We start from the raw sequence: 20,588 nt of genomic DNA, 5'->3' as shown, positions 1-20,588 counted from the left end.
AAAGCCCCGGCGAAAGCCGGGGCAGCTGAGGTGGCGAATCGCCTAGCGAGAGCCGAACACCAAGGCCATGCTCACCAAAGGCCAGGCTCACCAGAGGCCGCGGATAGCCTCAGGTTGCACCTGCTGAACTGGGGCTGGGGCTGGGGCCATTGTGCGCACTTCAGCCACGGGATCAGCCATCTGGTTGGCCTGGATGCAGGCCGGCAGGAACACGTACCAGGAGAGCAGGGAAGTGCACTGGGCGTCACCTTGGCAGCGACCTTCGGCACAGACGTTCTGGGCACCGGTGTAGGTGTTGCAGAAGTCGGCTAGGCGCATGTCGGTAGGCAGCGCATTCATGATGCCGGCCGAGGAGATCTGGCCGTCACGGGCATCGGCCATGATCGCCGAGCGCAGAGCCTGCACCGCGTAGGTGTTCATGCTCCAGTAGGGGAAGTAGCTGGTGGTTTGGTTCTTGAGGAACTTCACACCGGCATCCGAGTAAAGGAAGCGGGAGACGCCAACCAAGTCCACGTTGTAGGACTTGTTCATGCCCTCACGCACCTCGGCAGCAGTCCAGCCGGAGCGGTTCAGGCCCCCTTCCAGACCCCGATCGGTGACTTCACCAGACTGCAGAAATGTATTGAAGGCATCCTGGTTGGTAGACCACACGGCGCCGCCGGTGTTCCAACGAACGGGGAGATTGTTGTCGACTGCGGCGGACGCTGGCATAGCCACCGCCGAGAGGGCCGTACCCACAAAAAGGCCGGCCAGCAAACGCTTGATCACGAGAGGCGTGGAATCAGTTCAATCCGAAGCTAGCCACGCCATGCCGCATGTCACCAAAGATGCAAGTCTGCGGAGCGCATCGACACAAAACGAAAGATTTGTACTGGATTTAAGTGGTGAACCTTCGTTTTCAGAACAATCACGCGCCTTTATGTACCCCCTCTTTCTTCGGGCTGTCCTGGCGACTCCAACATCAAACCTGCACAGCCCTCACCAACCGCCGCCCAACGCCAATCCTGCTGCAGAGCGCTGCTGTGATCGGGCTTGGCCCCATCACTGAGATTTTGCAAGCTACCGCTGGTGTGGTCGTAACACCACTGAGCCAGTTCTGCTGCAAGGGTGCGATGGCGCCACTTGATGGCCGCTTCCTTCAACACCCAGCTGTTGAGCACCGCTCGCCGTAGCTCCTCCCCAGTCAAATCCCCCAACTGCGCCTGTTCAGGCTCTGGATAAAACCGCCGCATCAATCCAGCTGGCTCAATAGGTCGAGCAGTGGATTCGAGGTCTACTCCGATGGGAGAGCCGGAGTAGCCAATCAGCAAGCCAGCGCCGCTATGGCTGAGACTGACCCATCCCAGATCATTACCTAAAAGTGGTGGTTGGCCGGGCGGACTATGGAGAGGCACCGCGGCACCAGCGCAGCCCAACACATCAGCCAGCTGCTGCCGGAGCAGAGCCCGGCTCTGGAAGTAGCGACTTCGCTGCAGCTCAGGCAGGCCCAAGCCCCAACTCCATTCATCAGTAGATAAACAACCGAGGCAGCCCCCCTCCAGATAGCGCAGCCATAGCTGGGGGGCTGGGCGCTGCGGCAGATCCAAGCTGCTGCCTAGGCTCACTCGTGAGTTCGGTTGGACGTTCAATGACCTTGCAGATCGGCGAGCCCGCCCCTGATTTCACCTTGCCAGACCAAGACGGAACGGCGGTGAAGCTTTCCCAGTTCAAGGGCCAACGGGTGGTGATCTACTTCTATCCCAAGGACGACACCCCCGGCTGCACCAAAGAAGCCTGCAATTTCCGCGACCAGTGGGGCGCATTCGAAAAGCAAGCCATCACCGTGCTCGGCATCAGCAAAGACGGCGCCAGCAGCCACGCCAAATTTATCGCCAAATATGACCTTCCCTTCACCTTGCTAAGCGACGCCGAGCCCTGCGCAGTGGCCGCGGCCTATGGGAGCTATGGGCTGAAGAAATTCATGGGCAAGGAATACATGGGCATGATGCGCCACACCTTTGTGGTGGATGCAGAAGGAAAGATCGAAAAGATCTACACAAAAGTGAAGTCCGAAACCATGGCTGACGACATCCTCAGCGATCTGGGCCTGGCCTGAGTGCCGCCAAGGCCTCAAGGGCCAGGTCTGGAGCCAGCTGTAGCGGCATAGCACTGACTAGCAGCTGCTGCAGCAATGGTTTCAGCAGGGGGCCATCTCCTCCCGTGAGCCAAAAACTGCAGCCCGGGCAGCTTGTTTTGGCTTCACGCCCAGCGGCGGCCAAGGCGGCCGCCAGACCCCGCAAAACCCCAGCGGCCATAGCTTCTGGTGTGGAGTGAGGCCAAAGTTCCGGGGGCAGATCTAAGGGCGGGTCCAAGGCAGGCAGTCCTGCAGTTTCAGCAGCCAGGGCCCGCAACTGCAAGGCAGCTCCGGCTAGCAACCGTCCTCCCCCAAATCGGCCCTCGCTGGTGACCAGGGTGAGGCTCAGGGCGGTGCCGCCGTCCGCCACCAATACGGGACCAGAGGCAAGGCACCAGGCCCGCCAACCCACTAGGGCACGGTCCACCCCCAGCCAGCCAGGCTGCTCCAACAAGGGCACATCTTTCAAATGCAGACGCCGCTCCAGCGGCAATGGAGCAGAGGCGGGCACCTGGCCCACCGCCGCCCAAGCAACCAGCCCCTCAAGCTGTCCCACACCGGCTGGAGCACTCCACGTACGCAGGCAGCCCAGCTCACCCTCTGCCCAGTGCCATCGGCTGTTGCCGATCAGCAGCCAACGGCCCTCGCTCAGATGCCCTCGCCCATCAATCCCGGCAGATGGATGCCACATTCTTGTTGGAGACCACCGAAACGGGTCGCCCGGCCGCTGACATCTCCTAGATCAGGAGCACTGGAGTGCCAGTCGCCCACCGTGGAATAACCCTGCTCAAACAGCGGGTGCTGGGGCAATTTGTGCTCTTCCATGTAGTAGTAAACATCCCGTTTACTCCAGGAGAGAAGGGGCCGCAGCGACCAGCGCTGACGCACCGCATCCAGCGGTTCCATGGCCTTGCGGTGATCGGTCTGGCTGCCGCGCACACCACTGGCCCAACAGGTCACCGCCAGATCAGTGAGGGCCCGGTCGAGGGGTTCCACCTTGCGGATGCGGTGATAAAGCGCCAGATCTCCCGGCTGGTCGGTTTCCCAAAGGCGGCCGTGCAGAGCTTCCATCCGGGCCGGGCTCATGGCCGACTGGGCCACCACTAACTGAAGCTGGAGCTGATCTACCAGGCGCTCGGCATATTGATAGGTCTCCGGCGGCAGATAGCCCGTATCAACCCAGATCACGGTTATGGGCCGACCGATATTGGCGGTCAGCTCACTGGCCATGTGCAGCAAAACTGCCGACTGAATGCCAAAACTGGTTGTTAAGGCAAATCCTGCCCCGAAGGTGTTCTGAGCCCAGCTCAGGCGCTCTTGGGCCGACAAAGGTGCAAGCAGCGCCCTGGCAGCGTCCAGATCGATCGGCCGACCGGAGCCATCGGGTGAAAGAGCTGGGACTTGGGCCATCTGCATCAAACCATCATCGCCCTTTGAGTAAGTCGCTGGTTAGGGTTCAAAAGCAGGTGCCGGCGAAAGACCACCAAAGCAATGCTGAATCCTGAGGCGGCGCGATCGCAGGCTGCGGTGACCCCGCCAACCGCACCGGTGGTGATCGTGGGCGGGGGCTTTGGTGGGCTTTACACCGCCCTCGCCCTGGCAGAGCGCCGCCACCATCCACCAATCCTGCTGATCGAACCCAACGATCGCTTCCTATTTCTGCCCCTGCTTTACGAACTGCTGAGCGGCGAACTGCGCAGCTGGGAGATCGCACCTCGCTACGACAGTTTGCTGGCCGGCAAAGGGGTGGCCTGGCTGCAGGACCGGGTTGTGCGCATCGACGCCCAGTCATCACAAGTTCATACCGCCAGCGGCCGGTGCCTGGCCTTCAGCCGCCTGGTGCTGGCCACGGGCGCCCAGGCCAATGACTTCGGCATCCCCGGCGTAGCTGAATACAGCCTCGGTTTTCGCACCTTGGCAGACGTGGAACGGCTGCAGCGGCTAATTCAGACCTTGAAGGAGCGGTCCCGGCCCCTGCAGCGTTTGGCCGTGGTGGGAGCTGGTGCCAGCGGGGTGGAATTGGCCTGCAAGCTGGCCGACCAATTGCAGGGGAGCACGATTGTGGACCTGATTGAGCAGGGCCCCGGACTGCTCCCCCAGGCCAAGGCCTTCAACCGAGAACAGGCTGAGCAGGCCCTGCAACGCCGAGATGTGAGGCTGCGAACCCACACCCGCGTCGAGGCGGTGCAATCAGGTGGACTGACGCTGCTGGGGCCAGCGGGCTCGGAACAGCTGAAGGTTGATGGGGTTATCTGGACTGCAGGCCTGCGCTTTCAATCGCTTGAATGCCAGCCGCCAATTCCTGTCGACCGACTTGGACGACTGAGCTGCGAGCCCACCCTGCAGCTGGTCGATCAGCCCCACCTATTTGCCCTGGGCGATATCGCCCAGCAGGAGTTACCCCTGCCAGCCACGGCCCAAGTGGCCTTCCAACAAGCTGAGTGCCTGGCCGCCAACCTGATGCATTCCCTTGCTGGCGAACCCCTCGATCCCTTCAACTACAACGACCTCGGCGAAATGATGAGCCTGGGCCGAGGTGAAGCAAGCCTCGTTGGCGGCGGATTCACCCTGGCGGGAGCGGCGGCATTTCAGATTCGCAAACTGGCCTACCTGGCCCGCTTACCTGGTAAGTCGCATCAGTTCAAAGTGGTCGCCGGCTGGCTAGCGGACTGGCCCCGGTGACCCTGCCGGGAGCCCAGGCTTGCGGTGGGCAAGGCCCGCCCATGATCAAATCCGTAATCGCTGTCTATCTGTGGTGAAACAAGGCGGCCTGGCGGGGCGCACGGCCGGCTTGCGACCCGCCCAAAAAAGACGCCTGGAACGCCTCTGTCACCGCCGCCATCCGGACGACCAGATAGCTGAATTGCTCTGCTTGCAGCGGCTTGCCAGCGAAAGCCGTGAGCTGGAGCTGCCGCTCACCTTGGTAGTGGATAGCCGGGGCCTGTGCCGGCTGCTCTGGGTGGGGCCGCTGGAGCAATCGGGCCGGCTGCTGGAGCGCCTGCCCGGCTCGGAGCGCCGCCAGGGCTCCGAGCTGCGGCTGATCACCTGCTGCGGCCGAACCAAACAACTCGAAGCCGGCCGCCAGGAGGGAATCGTGGGGCTGGACATAGCGCCCATCGTTTGGCTGCGCTTCGGCGACAGGGCGGGGGCGGGGGGCCAATGGCCCGCCCAACTGTTGGTGGCCCACCCCGACGCCGCCGAACCCTGGGCAGGCGAAGCGACTGAAGATCTAGCCGAGCTGTGCGGCCGGGATCCCCTCAGCCTCACCCCGCCAAATGCAGCCAGCGCTGGCGCCAAAGGCGCCAGCCAAGACGGCCCTGAACGGGTGCTGCTGCTAGCCCTCACCCCCGGCGAGCGCGGCCGGGCCCAGCGCCTTATCGCCGAACTGGAGGGACTCGTAGGCAGCGCCGGTGCCGTGTCGGTGGGAGTGGTGGAGCAGCGCCGCAGCCAGGTTGCCCCCCAGACCCTCTGGGGTGAGGGGAAAGTGGGTGAAGCGGCCCTGGAGGCCCGGCGGCTCGGCGCCACCCTGGTAGTGACAGACCGGGAGCTCACACCGGTGCAAGCCCGCAATCTGGAGCGGCTCCTCGATCTGCCGGTGAGCGACCGCAGTGAACTGATTCTCGACATCTTTGCCCAACGGGCCGCCAGCGCCGCCGGGCGCCTCCAGGTGGAGCTGGCCCAACTGCGCTACAGGCTGCCCCGACTCACCGGCCGCGGCCGCAGCCTGTCGCGGCAGGGGGGAGGAATCGGCACCCGGGGACCGGGCGAAACCCAACTGGAAAAAGATCGTCGCGCCATCGCCCGCCGGATTGAGCGATTGCAGCGGGAGGTGAGCCAGCTGGGCGAGCACCGGGCCCGGTTGCGCCGCAGCCGCCAGGGACTGCGGCGACTGGCCCTAGTGGGTTACACCAACGCCGGCAAAAGCTCCTTGCTCAACGCCTTAACCAAGGCCAGCGAAGCCCGCGCCGTGCTGGCCGAAAACAAGCTGTTCGCCACCCTTGATCCCACCACCCGACGACTTGAATTGCCGGAACCAGTGCTGCTCACTGACACGGTGGGCTTCATCCGCGATTTGCCCCCGCCCCTGCTGGAAGCCTTCCGCTCAACCCTGGAGGAAACCCTTGAAGCTGAGGGCCTGTTGATCGTGGTTGATCTGGCCGACCCGGCCTGGCCCGAGCAGTGGCGCACCGTCAACACCATCCTCGATTCCCTTGGAGCAACCGCCCCCAGGCGCCTGATCGCTAATCAAATCGACCGCTGCCCAGCCGGGGAGGTGGAGCGAGCCCGGGCGCTAGCCCCAACGGCCCTATTCATTTCCGCCACCGCCTGCCTGGGCCTGCAGCACCTGCGCCAGGAGTTGCGCAGCTGGCCCGAGTCAGCGCCTGAGGACGAAAACACCACATCTGCGCGCTGACTTGTGGCACGATCAGCACTTGCTTTCTTCCTCCCTTTCAGCCTCTATGGCCCTCCAACTCGGCGATACCGTTCCCGATTTCACCCAGGATTCCCAGCTCGGGCAGATCAATCTCTACGACTTCGGCGCTGACAGCTGGGTTGTGTTGTTCTCCCACCCGGCCGACTACACCCCTGTTTGCACCACAGAATTGGGAGAGGTATCCCGGCTGCGCCCTGAATGGGAAAAGCGCAACGTCAAAACCATCGCCCTAAGCGTGGATTCCGCCGAAAGCCACAACGGCTGGATCTGCGATATCAACGAAACCCAGAACACAACAGTTGATTATCCGATCCTGGCGGATGCCGACAAAAAGGTGAGCGACCTTTACGGGATGATTCACCCCAACTCCCTTAACAATCTGACCGTGCGTTCGGTGTTCATCATCGATCCCAACAAGAAACTGCGCCTGCAAATCACCTACCCCGCCAGCACTGGCCGCAACTTCCACGAAATCCTGCGGGTGATTGATTCCCTGCAGCTCACCGACAACCACTCCGTGGCCACCCCGGTGAATTGGAAAGACGGCGACGATTGCGTAGTGGTGCCATCGATCTCCACCGAAGATGCCCGCGCCAAATTTGCCAAGGGCGTCACTGAGATCAAGCCCTACCTGCGCATGACCCCCCAGCCCAACAAGTGAGCTTGGGCTGATGCGGGTGTTGGGGTTGATGAGCGGCACAAGCGCCGATGGCGTGGATGCCGTCCTGGCCAGCTTCAGCGGGCCGCCCCAACGTCCGCGCTGGAAGCTGGAAAAGCACCACTTCAACCCTTACCCCGCCGAGCTCCAACGCCAGCTAATTGGCGTTGGCCAAGGCCAATCGTTCGATAGTTCAACGCTGCTCGAATTGGCGGAAGCCGTGACCGAGCAGCAAGCTCTCGCCGCCAGAGCATGCGACCCCCAGGGCGGGGCCAAATTAGTTGGCTGCCACGGCCAGACCCTCTGGCATCGCCCGCCCCAGGATGGTCAGCGGGGTGCCAGCTGGCAACTACTTCAAGGGCCGCTGCTGGCGGAACTGCTGGCTACGCCGGTGGTATTCGATTTCCGCAGTGCCGATCTGGCCCTTGGCGGTCAGGGAGCGCCACTTGTCCCACCTGCAGACCAGGCCCTACTGGGTCGTTGCGGCGGCTGGCGGGCGGTACTGAATCTGGGGGGCATCGCCAACCTCACCCTGATCCCTCCAGCCCAGGGGCCCGAAAGTTGCCTGCCAGTGCGGGGCTGGGACTGTGGTCCTGCCAATACCCTGCTGGACCTGGCAACCATGCACTTCAGTCGCGGCCAGCAGAGCTATGACGCTGATGGGGCCTGGGCCCGCCAGGGACAGATGGATGAAGCCCTGATTCAACGCTGGTTAGCTGAGCCCTATTTCCAGAGCCCACCGCCAAAGTCCACCGGTCGAGAGCTATTCGGCCAGGCAGACCTGGAGCGACGGCTGGCCGAAGTCAAGGGGAGAGACGCGGCGGATGCCCTAGCCACCCTGACCGGCTTCAGTGCCGCGGTTGTAGCCCAGGAGTTGGGCCATGGGCCCCAAGCGATCGAGCTGCTGGTAGCTGGCGGTGGCTGCCGCAACAGCCTGCTAGTAGAACAACTGCAACGCCGCTGCCGCGGCCTGATCGTGCGGCCGCTGGCGGAATTTGGCATCGGCGAGGCAGAGAGAGAGGCCTTGGCCTTCGCCCTGCTGGCCTGGTGGCACGCCCTGGGGCATCAGGGGAATCTGCCCTCAGTCACCGGCGCCAGCGGCGGCGCCGTGCTGGGGCTGTGCGCCCGTCCTCAGTCCGGTCGGTGCAAGCGAACCCTGCGGGGAGCTCCGCGCAGGCGCTGGGTTTTCTGGGCCTGACTGGCCTCCAATTCCTGACGAAAAAACTCAGATTGGAAACCAGCCTGAACCGGGGAAGCCTGGCTGGCCTGGGCCTGCTGCAGCCGCTCCACACCTTGCTGGATCAGCACCTTGGCCATGTTGCTCACCGTGCGGGACTCGGCATCCGCGAATTCAGCCAACTGTTGGCAGAGCTCCTCGGGCAACACCACCTGAATGCGCGGTGATTTGGACTTGCCACTCGAGGAGGTCTGCCGGGTGGCCACGGAGTTGCGAAGCAAGCGTGGGGCAGAGCTGGAGCTTGCAATCCCCAGCCCATACCCCTCAGATACCAATCAGTGTACAGAGATGCACAAGGGTAGTATCCAAGACTATGCTGAAGGCAACCATCCCATCGGAGGTGCACACCGTGCCCCGTTCCTCCACCCCAAGCACCTCAACCCCTGCCTCGGCTGCCCAGGGCCGCAAGCGCCGGACAGCCGAACGCAGCGATGTGCTCGTCTCCGCAGTAATCAGCACCTACCTGCTCACCCACCTGCATCACGTTCTGCAGCGGGCTGAATACGGCGCCCAGCAGGAGGGAAGAGGCGCACTTGCAGCCAACTACGCCGAGCTGCGCAAAGTGCTTTGCCTAGATGCCCGCAGTATGGAAGATGCCTCAGCCTGTGGCACACCTGAGCAAGGCGAAAACCAGCTAGCCGCCTGAACCGATTCGATTTAAAATTCAGCCAATTTGCTGCCAGCAATGACCGCCAGCAACGACGACGTCCTACGAGTCGAAGCCCTACAAGACGACGCTGAACGACCTCTGCATGCCAACAATGCTGCTGAGCTCTACGCCCAAATCAGTGGCGACCACGACCTAACCCAAGCGCTGTTCCGCCAGGCCCTACAGGATCCTTCCGGGGCCATTAGCCGAATCATTGAGCTGGGCCAGCAGTTCGGCTTGCCGGTCACCTCCCAAGAGATCCGCACCTACATCTCCACCCTGGATGACAGCGTCAGCAAGCAGTGGCTGGTGAAGGCTCGCGGAGGGCTCTGAGTTGGTGCGGCGCTGTTGTCGCTGATCACGCTCCCCACCTGCCCAGCTGAAAAAGAGCCAGTAACTCACAAGCGCCAGACCAGCTGCGACAACCAGAGCTGCCACCTGCTCAAGGCGCTTAATCATGGCAATCACACGGGCAGGTGAGACGAGTCTGCACCAGATGATTGCCTAGCCGCCCCCCCGACAGACGGGTCGCCAGGGATGATGGATTTGGTCCCTAGACCCTTATCCGTGCTCCGCCTCGAACGCCTCGGCAAGATTTATCCCACTGGCGAGGTGCTGCGGGATGTCACCTGGGAGGTGAGGCCTGGAGACCGCATTGGCTTGGTGGGCGTCAACGGAGCTGGTAAGTCCACCCAGATGAAGATCATTGCGGGGCTGGAAGAGCCCAGCAGTGGCCTGGTGGTGAAGCAAGGCGAACCCAGCATTGCCTACCTGCAACAGGAATTCGACGTCGATCCAGCCCGCACGGTGCGAGAGGAGCTGTTCCAGGCATTCGGCGAAGCAGCTGAAGTGCTGATCCGCCAGCACCAGCTGGAGCACGAGATGGCCAGCGAGAAGGCCGCCAGCGACCCAGACCATCTCGACGAGCTAATCCACGAGCTAGGCCGGCTGCACAGCCGTTTCGAGGCGTTGCACGGCTACGAGCTCGACGCCCGCATCGACAAACTGCTGCCCACCATTGGCTTCAGCCCCGAGGGGGCCGAACAGCTGGTGGGGGATTATTCCGGCGGCTGGCAGATGCGCATCGCCCTCGGCAAAATCCTCCTCCAGGAACCGGATCTGCTTCTGCTCGACGAGCCCACCAACCATCTGGACGTTGAAACAATCCAGTGGCTCGAGGGCTATCTGGTCGAACAGACCGCGGCCCTAGTTGTGATCAGCCACGACCGCACCTTTCTGGATCGGGTCTGCAACCAGATAGTGGAGACCGAACGGGGGGTATCGCGCACCTACCTGGGCAATTACAGCCAGCATCTAGAGCAGAAAGTCCTGGAGCGCGAAGCAACCCAGGCCGCATTTGATCGCCAACAAAAGGAGCTGGGAGCCCAGCAGGCCTACATCGACCGCTTTCGGGCCAGTGCCACCCGCTCCACCCAGGCCAAAAGCCGGGAGAAACTGCTGGAGAAGGTTGAGCGGGTCGAAGCTCCGCTCGAAGGTGTCGGCGGGCCGCAATTCCGCTTTCCCGAAGCACCACGCTCTGGGCGCGTGGTGGCAGACATCAAAAACCTGACCCACAGCTACGGCGACCAGATTCTGTTTTTAGGGGCTGAGCTGGAGGTGGAACGGGGTGACCGCATCGCCTTTGTCGGGCCCAACGGCGCCGGCAAATCAACCCTACTGCGCCTAATCATGGGCAGCGAACAGCCCGAGGACGGCTGCGCCAGCCTCGGGGAGCACAACGTGATAGCGAACTACTTCGAGCAGAACCAGGCCGAAGCCCTAGACCTCTCCAAAACCGTGATCAACACGATCTTCGAGGTAGTGCCAGACTGGACTCAGACCCAAGTGCGCTCACTGCTAGGCAGCTTCTGCTTCAGCAACGAAAGCGTATTCAAGGAGGCCGGCAAACTCTCTGGAGGAGAGAAAGCCAGGCTGGCGCTGGCGTTAATGCTGCTCAGCCCCTGCAACCTCCTAGTTCTGGATGAGCCCACCAATCACCTTGATATTCCAGCCAAGCAGATGCTGGAAGACGCGCTGATCGAATATGAGGGTGCGGCCTTGCTGGTGAGCCACGACCGCTATTTCATCTCCAGGGTGGCCAACCGGATCGTGGAGATCCGGGATGGCCAACTGGTGCTCTACCGCGGCGATTATTCCTATTACCTCACCAAGAAAGAAGAGGAAGCTGGCCTGGCCCGGCAGGCCGAAGAAGCAGAACGCAAAACGGCAAAACAGGCCGCCAACAAGGCCAAACAGGCGTCTCGAAAATCCCAGTCAAAATCCAGCTGAGCAGCCCAGCCCGCAGTCCCTGCCTCAGCGGGTACACAGAACTTCACCGCCGCTTAGGCAGGAAGACTCATTTCACTAGCCCCCTTGGCTTGGTGTGCATAAGCTGACAAGGAGTCGCCACCGCAGGAGATCATGGGTAATTCACACATGGGCCCCAACGCCCAGGGCACCAGCTATCACGTCGCCGGCCATCAAGACAATGGCCGCCAAGGCGACGCTTTGGAGGTGTATTTCGAATGCATCACCACCTGCTCCCTGGATGACGGCGCCTGCGTGACGCGCTGCGTTGAAGAGCTACGCGAACAGCCCTGAGCTCAGACGTCGGCCAGCCCATCACCGCGCAACAGCAAATCAGCACAGGGAAAGCGCCCTGTCGCAACCGCTACGCGAGCGAATGAAACAGTTTGTAGCGTTATGGGGTCAAATAGTTACCTGTGGTGCGTGCCATGTCTGAACCACTCGCCCTCAGCCTCGGCCAGCAGTTTGAGCTGGAGCGCATGAACCGAGCTATTGAAGCCACCGCCGATCCCCAGACCCTGCAAGGCATTGCCAAGCAGCTACTCCAGGCCTGGCATAGCCAAAAGGCGGCAACCCAGTGGGTGATGCGTCAGCAACTCGGTGCACCTACCCAAGTTTCGCCAAGCCTGGGTAGTCCGTGGGGGCAAGAGGCCTAGGGGGCTGGGGTTAATTGGGCTGGAATAACCGTCAACCGCATCAATGTTCCGGCCCTATTCAGCCGAAGCTCCAAGCTTCCCCCCACCCCCGCCCTCTCCACCGCTGTTACCAGCTGGGAGGGGCTAGCGATGGGCTGATCACCCACGGCAACTATTACATCGCCCTTTTGCAGGCCTGCCCGCGCCGCTGGCCCGGAAGCTTGCACCGCCATCACCCGCACCCCTTGATTCAGCCCAGTGCCATCACCGGCACGAACCCCGTCGAGACTTACGCCGATTACTGGGTGGCTGACACGGCCAGAGGTAAGCAATTGGCGGGCAATATCCCGGGCCCGGTTAATCGGAATAGCAAATCCCAAGCCCGCACCAGGCCCGGTACGCACCAAGGTGTTAATGCCGATCACCTCGCCATCAGCGTTTAGCAGCGGACCGCCTGAATTGCCCGGGTTAATTGCTGCATCGGTCTGAATCAGATCCAAGCGCTTGTCTGTGATGCCCAGCTTGCTGGCATTGCGGTTGAGGTTGCTGATGATCCCCATTGTCACGGTGTTGTCCAACCCGTAAGGGTTGCCTACGGCAATTGCCCACTCGCCAACTTGCAGGCTGTCGGAGTTGCCCAAGGGCGCTACTGGCCAGGGGCCGCTGCCCGCCAACCTCACAACCGCCAGATCCGTGAGGCGATCGAGGCCGACAACCGTGCCTTCAACCCGGCGACCGCCCTGCAGCCCCACGGTCACCCGGTCTGATTTCTCCACCACGTGGGCATTGGTCAGAATCAAGCCCTCAGCCTGAAAAATAAAGCCGCTTCCCTGCCCCCGCTCCGTGCGCTGAGAGGGCTGCTGCTGCTGCTGGGGCATGCCAAAAAATTGGCGAAACAGGGGGTCGTTGAGCAGCCCTCTTGGCAAGCCTCCCGAAGCACTACCTGAGGCAGCCACGGTCCGTTCCGTGTCAATGGTCACCACCGCGGGTCCAGCACGGCGAACAGCAGCCGCCACAAATGACTGGCGGTTCAGGCTGACTGAAGTTGCACTCTGGGCGAGGGCGGCAGCGCCTGGCCAGGGAGCCGGGGGTGCCATTAGAGCCATCAGCACCAGCCCTGAACCCAGCCAGGGCAAGGCCCGCGAATCAGCCATCAATACAGGACTCAACTAGTCAAAACGTAAGCAACCAGCCAGCGACTGCCTAGAGCGGGATTTCCCTCCCAGGAAAGCCGCAACGGGCGATCAGGATCGGCCCTAATATTGGTAAACAAATCTTTCAATCCATGGACACCGGGCGACTGCTAATTGCTTTTCTCGCCTTCGGTGCCGCTTGCAGCACCCTGTGGGCCTGGATGGTTGCCAATATTGGAGAGGTTGCAGTCGTTGATCCCCAAACGGCTCGCTCCAGGCAATGATGGAATTGCGACACGCAACCATCTATCTGAGGCCAGCTTTAAGGCCATGAACACTGTGCTCTCCCAGCTTTTACCCCTGCTCTACGGGGCCTGTTTTGTGGCTCTGCTATGGCAAGCCTTCAGGGTGATGGGCCAAGGATTCCACGCCATTCCCCGTCCCGGTGATCGAGATGCCATGGGTACGCCAGCAGCACAAGCACCCGAAATCAGGTCCAATCACGACCGCACCGGCAGACTCACCATCCATCCGGAGCTGCTTGATTCAGATGGTCAGATCACCCAAGAAGACCTCTTAACCGTCCGCTTCAGCGGCGACAACGAGCAAGCTGCTTACCCAGGTGACCTCAGCTGAATAGGCTCTCCGTTGAGCAAGCGTTTTTCAGCGGAGACAGAAGGTGGATCAACGGACCCGAATAGTGGCTGCAGTGCTGACCAGTCTCAAACTGCCACCTCGTTTTCGCCTCAAGCTGATCAAGGAAGATCCGATTCGGTTGGAGTTGAGCATCACGCCTGCCTACGGCAGGGATCCAATTTTGGTAGGCCTGGTTGAATCTCAGGATCTCGTGGCTCGTCGCGACCGAGAGGGGCGCATCCCCAGGGACCTGCAAGGCACCTGGGACTGGACTGTTCGCCACGGCAAGGTGAGCACCGGGGGCTGGAATCCTTACCTCAAGGAGGCCTTGCAAACCATGTTTGAAACCGGCCTACCGGCGATCGTCTACGAGGAGCTCACAGGCGAGGCCTACCACCCGGTAGATGGCATTCGCCACGTGCGCTGATTCCACAAGGACAGCCCCCTGCCAACGCCCCCGCTACCGATTGACGGCCTGCTGGCGCCGCTGCTCGAAGCCTGCAGGCCCGGTGCCACCGTGCTGCTCCAGGCACCCCCTGGAGCAGGTAAAACGACTCGTGTGCCCCTGGCTCTGCTAGCAGGACTCAACCTGGAGTCGGGCAAGCCGGGTGCCGCATCTGGCCGCATCTGGATGCTGGAACCCCGTCGCCTGGCAGCCAAAGCGGCAGCCCAAAGGCTGGCGGCCGAGCTCGGTGAGCCCCTCGGCCAGCAAGTTGGCTACAGCGTGCGGCTCGAATCCTGCATCTCAGCCGCCACCCGACTGGAGGTGCTCACAGACGGCCTGTTTCTGCGGCGCTTGCAGGCAAATCCTGGCCTTGATCGGGTGGACTGCCTGATTTTTGACGAATTCCACGAGCGCGGCGCCGACACCGACCTATCCCTTGCCCTGGTGCGTCAGGCCAGGGAGCTGCTGAGGCCAGAGCTGCGGCTGGTGCTGATGTCTGCCACCCTCAACCTGGCCCCGCTGGCGGAGCAGCTGCCTGGGGCCACCGTGCTGACCAGCGAAGGGCGTTGCTATCCGGTGGCAATCAGCCACCAGCCACCGCGACCAGGCGAAAGGCTGGCGCAACAGGTGGTGCGCGCCCTTGAGCAGCACTGGCTAGAGCCGCGCGGCGACGGCGAAACCGTGCTGGTTTTCCTCCCCGGGCAGAGGGAGATCCAGGACTGCAGCAGGGCGATCGCCGCCACCGACTGGGGAAAGCCCAGCCATCAAGGCGTGGAGTGCGTTCCCCTGCACGGCAACCTGCCGTTGGAGGCCCAGGGCCGCGCTATCGGCCCGGCCAGCAACGCCGCGGGCAAGGTGGTGCTCGCCACTTCCATCGCTGAGAGTTCCCTCACCTTGGCCGGGGTAACGCTGGTGCTCGACAGTGGTCTGAGCCGCCGCAACCGCTTCGATCCCGGAAGTGGACTTGATGGCCTCGTCACCGTACCCGCAAGCCAAGCCAGCGCTGATCAACGGGCCGGCCGGGCCGGGCGCCTGGGTCCAGGTCGCTGCCTGCGCCTCTGGTCGCCCGCTGAACAGCAGCGTCGTCCCGCTTTCGATCCACCGGAGTTGCTCGAGGTAGATCCATTGCCCCTGGCCCTGCAACTGGCCCAGTGGGGCGATCCCCTTGGCAGGGACCTGCATTGGATAGACCCACCAGCGCCTGCACCCCTAAAGGAGGCCCGTCTGCAGCTCGACCAGCTTGGTGCTCTGGCAGCCACCGGGCGGCTTAACAGCCACGGGCAGCGCCTGGCCCAGCTGGGGGTGCATCCGCGCCTCGCCCAGCTGCTACTGCTGGGCGAGCAACTAGGCCAATTGGAGCTGGCCTGCGGCCTGGCGGTGCTGCTGAGCGAGCGCGATCCCCTCAACCGTCAGGAGGCCGGCAGTGACCTGCTGCGGCGGCTTGATTGGCTAGGTGAAAACCGCCCTGGAGATAGCTCCCAGCGCCGGCTGCGTCAGCTGCAAAGCCAGCTGCAGCGCCAGGTCAGGCAGCTAGGTGGTATTAGTTCCAGTCCTCCAGCTGCAATGCCGGTTGGCCGATCCGTAACCCTGTCGGAAGCGGCGGCCTCGCTAGTTGCCGCCGCCTATCCCGAGCGGCTAGCCCTAGCCAGAGCAGGAAAGCCTGGCCGCTACCTGCTCAGTGGCGGCCGCGGCGCCGTGCTCCATGCAGACGATCCCCTAGTGGCCTGCTCTGCTCTGGCCGTTGCCCAGCTTGACGGCCAGGGCCAGGACGCTCGCATCCAGCTAGCGATCCCCATTGATATCGGGCAACTGCGGCAACTGGCGGAGCAGCCCGGCGGACAAGGAAATATCGCGGTGGAGGCGCGTTGGGATGGAGAAGGTCAACGGGTGCGCTGCGAACGCTCCCTGCGACTAGGGGCGCTGGTGCTTGAGCGCCGCAGCTGGAGCGAAGCAGAACCGGCCTTGATTCGCAGCGCCCTACTTGAGGGCCTGCGGCAGCTGGGACTGGAGGCTCTGCCATGGGATCCCGTTAGCCGCCAACTCCAGCAACGCCTCAGCCTGGCCCACCAGCACCTAGGAGCCCCATGGCCCGACTGCAGCCCCCAGCAGCTACTGGAACAGCTAGACGAATGGCTCGGCCCCCACCTCAACGGCCTCCGCAGCCGCGACGACCTGCAGGGAATACCCCTAGGCGAAGCCCTCTGGGGTGACGCCCCCTGGAGCCTGCGTCCCCAACTAGATCAGCTGCTGCCTGTGGCCCTGACCGTGCCCTCTGGCCGCCAAGTCAAGCTCGATTACAGCAGCGGCCAGCCCGTGCTGGCGGTAAAGCTGCAGGAGCTCTTCGGCGCTCGCACAAACCCAATGGTGCTCTCAGGTCAGCTAGCAGTGACCGTGCACCTGCTCACACCGGCCGGCCGGCCGGCGGCGATCACCCAGGATCTGGCGGGCTTCTGGGAGCGCAGCTATCCGGAGGTGCGCAAGGAGCTGCGCGGGCGCTACCCCCGTCACCCCTGGCCAGAAGACCCGTGCCAAGCCCAGGCGACGGCCCTTACCAAAGCAAGGCTGCAACAGGGGAGTCATCGAGCCTGAGGGGCATGGGGCAATAAGGCACCTGCCTGCCCCAAACTGGAACTTTCCGGCAAGGCTGCCTTGGCTCGCTTTTACGTCAACAACCGTCGTGATGGCTCGCGACTGCTTAGCAGCGCCCTAGTGATCTGCGTCGCAGGGCTGATCCGCGTTGACCATCCGATTGGGCGATCGGTAGCGCTGATAGCAGGCCTGGTGAGCCTCTACTGGTGGATCTGCTACCGGCAGATCCAGCCGTGACTGCAGCCGGTGAATTTTCAGGCATACCGCGCTACGGCGTGACAGAACTGAATGGCGCGGTCGCATCGCTGCTAGAGCGCGGTTTTGCACCTCGGTTTCTGCTTGACGCAACCGTGAGCAGGCCCCAGCTCAAAAAGGGACATCTCTGGATGACCCTGGTCGACGAGCAGGCATCAATTTCGGCGGTGGTTTGGGCTTCCCAGCTGGCGAAGCTCAGCTTCGTTCCCGAAGACGGAGATGGGGTCGTAGTGGTGGGCAAGCTCAACTTTTGGAGCAACCGGGCAAGCCTCTGCGTTCAGGCTCTGGACATCAGGCCAAGCCTGAGTTCGGTCCTGCGTCAGTTCGAACAAGTGCGGGAGCGGCTAGCCCTCGACGGGCTGCTGGATCAAGCTCGCAAGCGCCCCCTACCCGCTTTCCCAAGGCGCATTGCCCTACTCACGAGCTGTCCGAGCTCCGCGTTGGCCGACATGCTGCGCACCAGCGCCGAACGCTGGCCGGCGACAGCTGTGGTCGTGGTGCCAATACCAGTACAAGGCCCCGTACACGAAGCCATCTGCCGAACCCTGGAAAAACTGAACTCTCAAGTGGAGCGGTTGGGCATCGATGCGATCGTGATCGGCCGAGGTGGCGGCAGCCGCGAAGACCTAGCCGTGTTTGATAACGAAGTGGTGGCGCGGTGCTTAGCCGCCTGCCCAGTGCCCGTGGTCAGCGGCATTGGCCACGAAGATGACACCACCGTTGCAGACCTGGTGGCGGACTACAGGGCCGCCACCCCCACCGCTGCCTTGGTGGCCCTATTGCCAGATCACCGCGTAGCGGTGCAGACATTGCAGCAGCAGGGGAGACATCTGCAGCAACTCATCCAACTGAGGCTGCAGGGAGAACGTCAGCGACTCAGTCGGGATCGAGAACGACTAGCGGGGGTAAATCCCCTCGCCCTTTTGACCAGTCGTCGCCAGGCCCTGGGACATGCCCAGCAGCTGCTGCAAGCACTTTCGCCTGCACACCAGCTCAAGAGAGGATTCTGCTTGCTGAGCGATGGCAAAGGGGTTGTGGTGCGCTCCGTGCAGCAACTTAAAAAAGGCGGCGAAGTCATCGCCCAACTCACAGATGGGCAGGCAAGCGCCGTGGTGCGCGAGATTCTGCATCAAGCTCCGGAGGCGAAGCCCTGAACGATGCCTAAAGCAAAAGCCACAAGCAAAACACAAGAAAATGAAAGCATCGAAAACGTTGGCGCCGATCTCTCATACAACGAAGCCCACACCGCCCTACAACTGGCCTTATCAGCCCTGCAAGCCACGGACCTGGATGTTGAAGCAATGACAGGCCTATACCGGCAAGCCCGCGCCTACCTGAATCGCTGTGAAGCGGTACTCGCCCATGTGGAACAGGAAGTGATGTTGTGGCAGGAAGGAGATAACGCTGTAGTCCCCTTTAAAGAGCTCACCTAGAACCACCTCAAATCATGGCAGCCAATTCCGAAAACAGCTCTAGCAACACCACCACCGCCATTCAGGGCAATTCAACCTTGAAATGGCTGTATCTGGCCTTGGCGATCAGCGGTGCAGTACTGCCCTGGCTGGCAAACGTTGACTTCATCAGGGAATACGGATCAAGCTTCGACTTGGGCATGTTTGTCCGTCTTGCAAATGCAAATCCAGCCGCCAGTTCCCTATCAAGAGACCTAGCAATAGGAGCAACGGCAGTGGTGATTTGGATTGTGCAGGAGAGCAAGCGGCTGCAGATGCGAGGGCTGCCTTGGGTACTGCTCAGCTGCGTAACATTTGCCTTCGCATGTGGAGCCCCACTGTTCTTGTATTTACGAGAGCGCCGCCTGGAGGAAATAGCGCGCGACCAAGAGCCTAAGACTACCGGCCAGGAAATAGCGGCAAGTAATTAGCAGTAAGTAATTAGCGAAAAGCTCAAGAAGACGGGTCGTCTTCACTGACGACCTGTACATCAATGGTGACATGACTAACATCAAACTGTTCATTGGGCTCTGCACCCTCCGTAGGCGCGGCAAAAGCACCTCCACAAGCTGGGCAAATTTCCTTCTCCATGGAGGTGAAACCACAAGTATCACAGGTACGCAATCTTCTTTGAATCACCTGCCAAGCCACAAAGCCAGCCGCTCCCAGCAATAGGGGCAACAGCACCAGGAGCAAGGTTATGCCTCCGAGAAGATCGAGCACGAAGCGCCCTGCCGGACCGGGAGCAAGGAGCAGCAAGAGCGCTAACAGCAACCAGAGCCAGGTACGTGATCGCTCCATCAGCTGATCTCAATTGGGGCAGATGCATCCATCCTGACGCGCTGGCGCCGTTCCATGACTACACACAAACACTGACCGTAGTAAAGGATGACACCAACCAACCAAACCCAAAGACTCAACAACAAAACACCGCCCACCAATCCATAGGCCTGGAAGCGCACCCCTACTGCCAACAGAATGCGCCCAAGCACCAAATTAAGGATGGTAAGGGTTGAACCTATTAAAAGCGCCCCAGGGAACAGAGGCTGCCAAGCGACACGACGCGATGGTAATACCCACAACAACAACATGGCTAAAGCAATAGCAATCAGCAACGAAATAAACAAATCGAGAATTGATGACACGGGACGCTGCAAATCGCGAGCAATGGGCAAAATCTCCAAGGCACGGGCCCACAAGCTTGCCGAACCCAGCAGTCGCATGCTGGTGAAAGCCTGATCCACCACAATAAAAAGAGCGAATAATGAAACAAGACCGAAAGCCTTGATACGCAAACGCAGATAACGGACTACCAAACGCTTCCATGGCAAATCTTCAAGCCCAGCCGGGCGATTCCACCAAAGACGATCAGCACCACGCTGCAAAGTGAGATAGGCGTTGCTTGCCGTTAAAATCAATACAACGGCACCAAGGATTCCAGCCCCAAATCCTTGCCTTAAAAAAGCTGACAATGTGGAAGAGAAAATCGGCATCGCCGAGCTGGGCAAGATTTCCGAAACGACTACCAACAATCTTTCAACCAAACCCTCATCCCCGCCTAGCAACCTTGCCGCAATGGAAAGTGCTATCAGAAGTACGGGGAACAAAGACTGAAGACTGTGATATGCGAAAGCAGCACTGAGGTCAACACAGTCGAGCTTCAGCCACAACTTATAAGCCAGCCAAAAGGGCAGTAAACCTTGCCTCTGAGCACCATCCCATCTACGCAGGTCCCAGAGAGCTCGTGAACGCACTATCTAGCCACCATCTGGAACTAGATGGACACTAGACGCAGACGCTGTAGTTACCAAGCCCCACCAAGAAGCTTAACCAACAAAAAAGCCACCCCTACGGGTGGCTTTTGAGTAAACCGCCCCATCCTCTTTCAAGAAGATGGGGCAATTTATTTGGATGAATATTTTACCTGGCATCGAGCTATTTTCTCAGGGGGCTGCCCCCCAAATATCGTTGCCGCTGCAGCGTTTCACAGCCGAGTTCGAGATGGATCGGAGTGGTTCCACTGCGCCATGGACACCAGGATAGTA

25 protein-coding genes and 1 rRNA gene are annotated in these 20,588 nt (G+C 61.4%); 17 read left to right on the top strand and 9 right to left on the bottom strand.

The annotated features are described in order from the left end of the window. Positions 1–87: 87 nt before the first annotated feature. Positions 88–768 (bottom strand): alpha/beta hydrolase, encoded by a 681-nt coding sequence (locus KBY72_RS08930; protein ID WP_254961340.1) that lies wholly within the window; start codon positions 766–768, stop codon positions 88–90. 149 nt (positions 769–917) lie between these two features. After that, a complete protein-coding gene (locus KBY72_RS08925) occupies positions 918–1,586 on the bottom strand; it encodes a 4'-phosphopantetheinyl transferase family protein (RefSeq protein WP_254961341.1) in 669 nt (222 codons plus the stop codon). Between the two features lie 41 nt (positions 1,587–1,627). On the opposite strand from KBY72_RS08925, the gene bcp reads away from it, so the two are divergent. Further along, positions 1,628–2,095 (top strand): thioredoxin-dependent thiol peroxidase, encoded by a 468-nt coding sequence (bcp, locus tag KBY72_RS08920; protein WP_106632560.1) that lies wholly within the window; start codon positions 1,628–1,630, stop codon positions 2,093–2,095. On the opposite strand, the gene KBY72_RS08915 is transcribed toward bcp, so the two are convergent. Together KBY72_RS08915 and KBY72_RS08910 are read right to left on the bottom strand one after the other, a co-directional pair. Beyond that, on the bottom strand, positions 2,073–2,804 hold the full coding sequence (locus KBY72_RS08915; RefSeq protein ID WP_254961343.1) for a type III pantothenate kinase: 732 nt from the start codon (positions 2,802–2,804) through the stop codon (positions 2,073–2,075). The genes bcp and KBY72_RS08915 overlap by 23 nt on opposite strands. Further along, positions 2,762–3,529 (bottom strand): phosphoadenylyl-sulfate reductase, encoded by a 768-nt coding sequence (locus KBY72_RS08910; RefSeq protein WP_254931632.1) that lies wholly within the window; start codon positions 3,527–3,529, stop codon positions 2,762–2,764. Before KBY72_RS08910 ends, KBY72_RS08915 begins: the two co-directional genes overlap by 43 nt. A gap of 111 nt (positions 3,530–3,640) precedes the next feature. Between KBY72_RS08910 and KBY72_RS08905 the strand changes: the two genes are divergently transcribed. The 4 genes from KBY72_RS08905 (at position 3,641) to KBY72_RS08890 (ending at position 8,404) form a co-directional block, all read left to right on the top strand. Further along, positions 3,641–4,795, top strand: a complete 1,155-nt coding sequence (locus tag KBY72_RS08905) for an NAD(P)/FAD-dependent oxidoreductase (RefSeq protein WP_315859535.1) — start codon at positions 3,641–3,643, stop codon at positions 4,793–4,795. 73 nt (positions 4,796–4,868) lie between these two features. Next, the gene (gene hflX, locus KBY72_RS08900) at positions 4,869–6,527 is read left to right on the top strand and encodes a GTPase HflX (RefSeq protein ID WP_254961345.1); all 1,659 of its coding nucleotides are present in this window, start codon (positions 4,869–4,871) and stop codon (positions 6,525–6,527) included. Positions 6,528–6,573: 46 nt separating this feature from the next. Beyond that, entirely contained in the window at positions 6,574–7,209 is a 636-nt protein-coding gene (locus KBY72_RS08895; protein ID WP_254942166.1) for a peroxiredoxin, read from the top strand. 10 nt (positions 7,210–7,219) lie between these two features. Beyond that, positions 7,220–8,404 carry an anhydro-N-acetylmuramic acid kinase gene (locus KBY72_RS08890; RefSeq protein ID WP_254961346.1) on the top strand — a complete coding sequence of 395 codons (1,185 nt, stop codon included), beginning with the start codon at positions 7,220–7,222 and terminating at the stop codon, positions 8,402–8,404. Here the strand turns inward: KBY72_RS08890 and KBY72_RS08885 are convergent. Next, the gene (locus KBY72_RS08885; RefSeq protein ID WP_254961347.1) at positions 8,338–8,649 is read right to left on the bottom strand and encodes a ribbon-helix-helix domain-containing protein; all 312 of its coding nucleotides are present in this window, start codon (positions 8,647–8,649) and stop codon (positions 8,338–8,340) included. The two genes, KBY72_RS08890 and KBY72_RS08885, sit on opposite strands and share 67 nt — an antisense overlap. A 143-nt stretch (positions 8,650–8,792) precedes the next feature. Here KBY72_RS08885 and KBY72_RS08880 point away from each other — a divergent pair, with 143 nt between their 5' ends. From KBY72_RS08880 to KBY72_RS08860, 5 genes are all read left to right on the top strand, one after another. Next, positions 8,793–9,089: a hypothetical protein gene (locus KBY72_RS08880; RefSeq protein WP_254942164.1), complete on the top strand. Its 297-nt coding sequence runs from the start codon at positions 8,793–8,795 to the stop codon at positions 9,087–9,089. Between the two features lie 39 nt (positions 9,090–9,128). Then, entirely contained in the window at positions 9,129–9,425 is a 297-nt protein-coding gene (locus tag KBY72_RS08875) for a hypothetical protein (RefSeq protein WP_254961348.1), read from the top strand. A 234-nt stretch (positions 9,426–9,659) separates the two neighbouring features. After that, positions 9,660–11,381: an ATP-binding cassette domain-containing protein gene (locus KBY72_RS08870; RefSeq protein ID WP_254931517.1), complete on the top strand. Its 1,722-nt coding sequence runs from the start codon at positions 9,660–9,662 to the stop codon at positions 11,379–11,381. Positions 11,382–11,513: 132 nt separating this feature from the next. After that, entirely contained in the window at positions 11,514–11,693 is a 180-nt protein-coding gene (locus KBY72_RS08865) for a hypothetical protein (protein ID WP_254931518.1), read from the top strand. 134 nt (positions 11,694–11,827) lie between these two features. After that, positions 11,828–12,055 (top strand): hypothetical protein, encoded by a 228-nt coding sequence (locus tag KBY72_RS08860; protein WP_106632552.1) that lies wholly within the window; start codon positions 11,828–11,830, stop codon positions 12,053–12,055. Here KBY72_RS08860 and KBY72_RS08855 read toward each other — a convergent pair. Further along, a complete protein-coding gene (locus KBY72_RS08855) occupies positions 12,052–13,188 on the bottom strand; it encodes a trypsin-like peptidase domain-containing protein (protein WP_254961349.1) in 1,137 nt (378 codons plus the stop codon). The two genes, KBY72_RS08860 and KBY72_RS08855, sit on opposite strands and share 4 nt — an antisense overlap. 309 nt (positions 13,189–13,497) lie before the next feature. Here KBY72_RS08855 and KBY72_RS08850 point away from each other — a divergent pair, with 309 nt between their 5' ends. The 7 genes from KBY72_RS08850 to KBY72_RS08820 are packed head-to-tail and all read left to right on the top strand — an operon-like array spanning position 13,498 to position 18,974. Further along, a complete protein-coding gene (locus KBY72_RS08850; protein WP_254931519.1) occupies positions 13,498–13,803 on the top strand; it encodes a DUF2973 domain-containing protein in 306 nt (101 codons plus the stop codon). A gap of 43 nt (positions 13,804–13,846) precedes the next feature. After that, positions 13,847–14,230, top strand: a complete 384-nt coding sequence (locus tag KBY72_RS08845; RefSeq protein ID WP_106632550.1) for a hypothetical protein — start codon at positions 13,847–13,849, stop codon at positions 14,228–14,230. Between the two features lie 18 nt (positions 14,231–14,248). Beyond that, positions 14,249–16,837, top strand: a complete 2,589-nt coding sequence (gene hrpB / locus KBY72_RS08840; protein WP_254931526.1) for an ATP-dependent helicase HrpB — start codon at positions 14,249–14,251, stop codon at positions 16,835–16,837. Positions 16,838–16,897: 60 nt separating this feature from the next. Next, on the top strand, positions 16,898–17,074 hold the full coding sequence (locus KBY72_RS08835; RefSeq protein WP_254931520.1) for a hypothetical protein: 177 nt from the start codon (positions 16,898–16,900) through the stop codon (positions 17,072–17,074). Continuing rightward, entirely contained in the window at positions 17,044–18,246 is a 1,203-nt protein-coding gene (gene xseA / locus KBY72_RS08830; RefSeq protein ID WP_254993410.1) for an exodeoxyribonuclease VII large subunit, read from the top strand. Before KBY72_RS08835 ends, xseA begins: the two co-directional genes overlap by 31 nt. Before the next feature lie 3 nt (positions 18,247–18,249). Then, on the top strand, positions 18,250–18,525 hold the full coding sequence (locus tag KBY72_RS08825) for an exodeoxyribonuclease VII small subunit (RefSeq protein ID WP_254931521.1): 276 nt from the start codon (positions 18,250–18,252) through the stop codon (positions 18,523–18,525). Between the two features lie 14 nt (positions 18,526–18,539). Further along, entirely contained in the window at positions 18,540–18,974 is a 435-nt protein-coding gene (locus KBY72_RS08820) for a DUF2834 domain-containing protein (protein WP_254931522.1), read from the top strand. A 22-nt stretch (positions 18,975–18,996) separates the two neighbouring features. Here the strand turns inward: KBY72_RS08820 and KBY72_RS08815 are convergent, their stop codons facing one another. The 3 genes from KBY72_RS08815 to rrf all read right to left on the bottom strand — a co-directional run bounded on the left by KBY72_RS08815 (position 18,997) and on the right by rrf (position 20,582). Continuing rightward, on the bottom strand, positions 18,997–19,344 hold the full coding sequence (locus KBY72_RS08815) for a hypothetical protein (RefSeq protein WP_254931523.1): 348 nt from the start codon (positions 19,342–19,344) through the stop codon (positions 18,997–18,999). After that, positions 19,344–20,213, bottom strand: coding sequence for a YihY/virulence factor BrkB family protein (locus KBY72_RS08810; RefSeq protein WP_254993408.1), 870 nt, complete (start codon positions 20,211–20,213; stop codon positions 19,344–19,346). The genes KBY72_RS08815 and KBY72_RS08810 overlap by 1 nt, the downstream gene beginning before the upstream one ends. Before the next feature lie 252 nt (positions 20,214–20,465). After that, positions 20,466–20,582 (bottom strand): 5S ribosomal RNA (gene rrf, locus KBY72_RS08805). Between the last annotated feature and the right edge of the window lie 6 nt (positions 20,583–20,588).

Source organism: Cyanobium sp. BA5m-21 (assembly GCF_024346235.1).
Lineage (GTDB): Bacteria > Cyanobacteriota > Cyanobacteriia > PCC-6307 > Cyanobiaceae > Cyanobium_A > Cyanobium_A usitatum.
The sequence above is the reverse complement of the archived record's forward strand: the minus strand, read 5'-3'. Positions and strand labels throughout refer to the sequence as shown.

Coding starts and splice junctions, on each gene's coding strand:
- KBY72_RS08910 (WP_254931632.1), bottom strand. CDS start 3,529: ATGCAGATGGCCCAAGTCCCAGCTCTTTCACCCGATGGCTCCGGTCGG.
- bcp (WP_106632560.1), top strand. CDS start 1,628: ATGACCTTGCAGATCGGCGAGCCCGCCCCTGATTTCACCTTGCCAGAC.
- KBY72_RS08875 (WP_254961348.1), top strand. CDS start 9,129: ATGACCGCCAGCAACGACGACGTCCTACGAGTCGAAGCCCTACAAGAC.
- KBY72_RS08890 (WP_254961346.1), top strand. CDS start 7,220: ATGCGGGTGTTGGGGTTGATGAGCGGCACAAGCGCCGATGGCGTGGAT.
- KBY72_RS08855 (WP_254961349.1), bottom strand. CDS start 13,188: ATGGCTGATTCGCGGGCCTTGCCCTGGCTGGGTTCAGGGCTGGTGCTG.
- KBY72_RS08825 (WP_254931521.1), top strand. CDS start 18,250: ATGCCTAAAGCAAAAGCCACAAGCAAAACACAAGAAAATGAAAGCATC.
- KBY72_RS08850 (WP_254931519.1), top strand. CDS start 13,498: ATGAACACTGTGCTCTCCCAGCTTTTACCCCTGCTCTACGGGGCCTGT.
- KBY72_RS08860 (WP_106632552.1), top strand. CDS start 11,828: ATGTCTGAACCACTCGCCCTCAGCCTCGGCCAGCAGTTTGAGCTGGAG.
- KBY72_RS08895 (WP_254942166.1), top strand. CDS start 6,574: ATGGCCCTCCAACTCGGCGATACCGTTCCCGATTTCACCCAGGATTCC.
- KBY72_RS08915 (WP_254961343.1), bottom strand. CDS start 2,804: ATGTGGCATCCATCTGCCGGGATTGATGGGCGAGGGCATCTGAGCGAG.
- KBY72_RS08815 (WP_254931523.1), bottom strand. CDS start 19,344: ATGGAGCGATCACGTACCTGGCTCTGGTTGCTGTTAGCGCTCTTGCTG.
- KBY72_RS08865 (WP_254931518.1), top strand. CDS start 11,514: ATGGGTAATTCACACATGGGCCCCAACGCCCAGGGCACCAGCTATCAC.
- KBY72_RS08820 (WP_254931522.1), top strand. CDS start 18,540: ATGGCAGCCAATTCCGAAAACAGCTCTAGCAACACCACCACCGCCATT.